The 2,268-nt window shown below is 71.7% G+C and carries 3 protein-coding genes; 1 reads left to right on the top strand and 2 read right to left on the bottom strand.

The annotated features are described in order from the left end of the window. Positions 1–906, bottom strand: a 906-nt coding sequence (locus HF526_RS34335) for a PA containing protein (RefSeq protein WP_169385817.1), incomplete at its 3' end; no start/stop codon positions are given. A 149-nt stretch (positions 907–1,055) separates the two neighbouring features. Between HF526_RS34335 and HF526_RS34330 the strand changes: the two genes are divergently transcribed. Further along, the gene (locus HF526_RS34330) at positions 1,056–2,147 is read left to right on the top strand and encodes an adenosine deaminase (RefSeq protein ID WP_169385816.1); all 1,092 of its coding nucleotides are present in this window, start codon (positions 1,056–1,058) and stop codon (positions 2,145–2,147) included. A gap of 28 nt (positions 2,148–2,175) precedes the next feature. Here the strand turns inward: HF526_RS34330 and HF526_RS34325 are convergent, their stop codons facing one another. Further along, positions 2,176–2,262 carry an integrase core domain-containing protein gene (locus HF526_RS34325; RefSeq protein ID WP_420821637.1) on the bottom strand — a complete coding sequence of 29 codons (87 nt, stop codon included), beginning with the start codon at positions 2,260–2,262 and terminating at the stop codon, positions 2,176–2,178. Positions 2,263–2,268 lie beyond the last annotated feature (6 nt).

Raw genomic sequence — 2,268 nt, 5'->3', positions numbered from 1 at the left:
GGCCTCGTCGAGCTGAGCGGCGTTGCGCCGCTCGGAGTCCTCGTGCGCCTTGGCGACCAGCTCGGTGACCACGGCGGTGTCGGGCCGGCTGCCCAGCGCGGCGTCGATCTTGCCAAGGCTCTTGTCGAGCGAGCCGGTGAGCGCGCCGATACGGCCGGAGAGCCCCTCCTCCACGGCGTCCACCCGGCCCGCGACGCCCTCCAGCCTCTCGGCGAGGGCCTCGAGCCGCGCCGCGAGCGCGTCGAGGGTCTCGGTCGGGTCGACGGCCGGCCGCGCCGCGAGGTCCTCCAGCCTGCGGTGCAGGCCGACGCTGGTGTCGCCGAGCAGGTTGCGCAGGCCGTCGCCGGTCTCCTCGAAGGAACGCAGGGCGCCGTCGAGCTGCTCGCGCACCATCCGCTCGACGCCGTCGATGCGTTCCTTGATCGGGGTCGAGACGGCGTTGGGCATCGCGTCGAGGCGCATCTCGTGCCGGTCGAGGCGGTTGTCCAGGTCGTCGAGGCGCTTGTGCAGACCACCCAGCCGGTCGTCGAGGCCGTCCATCCGGCCGGAGACCCCCTCGAGCCGCCCGGCCATCCCGTCGAGGCGCCCGTCGAGCTGCGCGAAGGGCTTGGCCAGCTTGTCGGGCAGCGACTCGATCGCCCGGGCGACCGCGGCCAGCGCCGCGTCCTGGGCGTCGAGCTTGGCGACGGTCTCGTCCAGCCGCTCGGCCAGCACGCTGACCTCGGTTCGGTCGGGCAGCTCGGTGAGCCGCTTGCGTACCGCGCCGAGCGCGTCGAGCGCGGTGAGGCGCGCGTGGATCTCGTCGAGGGAGTCGAAGATCTGCTGCTGCTCGCTGTCGCGGATCTCGGCAGCGCGCATCAGCATGCCGCGCATCCGGTCGAACGACAGGGTGGAGTTATCGCTCATGGCACGTGGTGCTTCCTCTGAGCCGGATGGGTAGCGCACAGAGAGTAGCGAGTCCCTCACATCGCCCAACAGGGCGTCACCATTGCACCGTCCGGGCGGCACTCATCGCCCGATTCGGGCTGGTCGCAGACGTGTTCTAGCGTGGCACGGTGCCCGCGCCGCTGAGCGTCGAGAACATCCGTGACGCACCCAAGGTCCTGCTGCACGACCACCTCGACGGCGGTCTCCGCCCGGCCACCGTGGTCGAGCTGGCCGACGCCATCGGCTATACCGCGCTGCCGACGCGCGACCCCGAGGAACTGGCCGGCTGGTTCCTCGGCGCGGCCCATTCGGGCTCGCTGGTGCGGTATCTGGAGACCTTCGGCCACACCGTCGCCGTCATGCAGACCCCGGAGGCGCTGGCCCGGGTGGCCGCGGAGTGCGCCGAGGACCTGGCGGCCGACGGCGTCGTCTACGCCGAGGTGCGCTTCGCCCCCGAGCTGCACGTCGAGCAGGGTCTCGACCTCGACCAGGTCGTCGAGGCGGTGCTGGAGGGCTTCCGGATCGGCACGGCCCGGGCCGCGACGGCCGGGCGCAGCATCCGGATCGGCTGCCTGCTCACCGCGATGCGCCACGCCGCGCGCTCGCGGGAGATCGCCGAGCTGGCGGTGAGGTACCGCGACGTCGGGGTGGTCGGCTTCGACATCGCCGGCGCCGAGAAGGGCTTCCCGCCCACCCGGCACCTCGACGCGTTCGAGTACGTCCGCCAGCAGAACGCGCACGTCACGATCCACGCGGGGGAGGCGTTCGGGCTGCCGTCGATCTGGGAGGCCATCCAGTGGTGCGGGGCCGACCGGCTCGGCCACGGCGTCCGGATCGTCGACGACATCACGGTCGCCTCCGACGGCACCGCCAAGCTCGGCCTGCTCGCCGCGTACGTGCGCGACACGCGCATACCGCTCGAGATGTGCCCGACGTCGAACGTGCACACCGGGGCGGCGCCCTCGCTGGCCGAGCACCCCATCGGGCTGCTCACCAAGCTGCGCTTCCGGGTCACGGTGAACACCGACAACCGGCTGATGTCCGGTTGCTCGATGACCTCGGAGATGGCCGCGCTCGTCGACACCTTCGGCTACGGCTGGGACGACCTGCAGTGGTTCACGGTCAACGCGATGAAGTCGGCGTTCATCGGTTTCGACGAGCGGCTCGCCCTGATCACCGACGTGATCAAGCCGCGGTACGCCGAGCTGGGCGGGCACTAGCTGTAGTGACCCGGCACCTTGTTGACGGTCATGCGGCGAGTCGGGTGGCCGGGGGCCGGCCGCCGAGGGCGGAGTGGGCGCGTCGAGTGTTGTAGTCGTGCACCCAGCTGTCCAGGGCGGT

Origin of the sequence: Pseudonocardia acidicola (assembly GCF_012911935.1) — a bacterium.
GTDB classification, from domain to species: Bacteria; Actinomycetota; Actinomycetes; order Mycobacteriales; family Pseudonocardiaceae; genus Pseudonocardia; species Pseudonocardia acidicola.
Note: the sequence above shows the minus strand (reverse complement) of the source record. Positions and strands in the feature narration are given on the sequence as shown.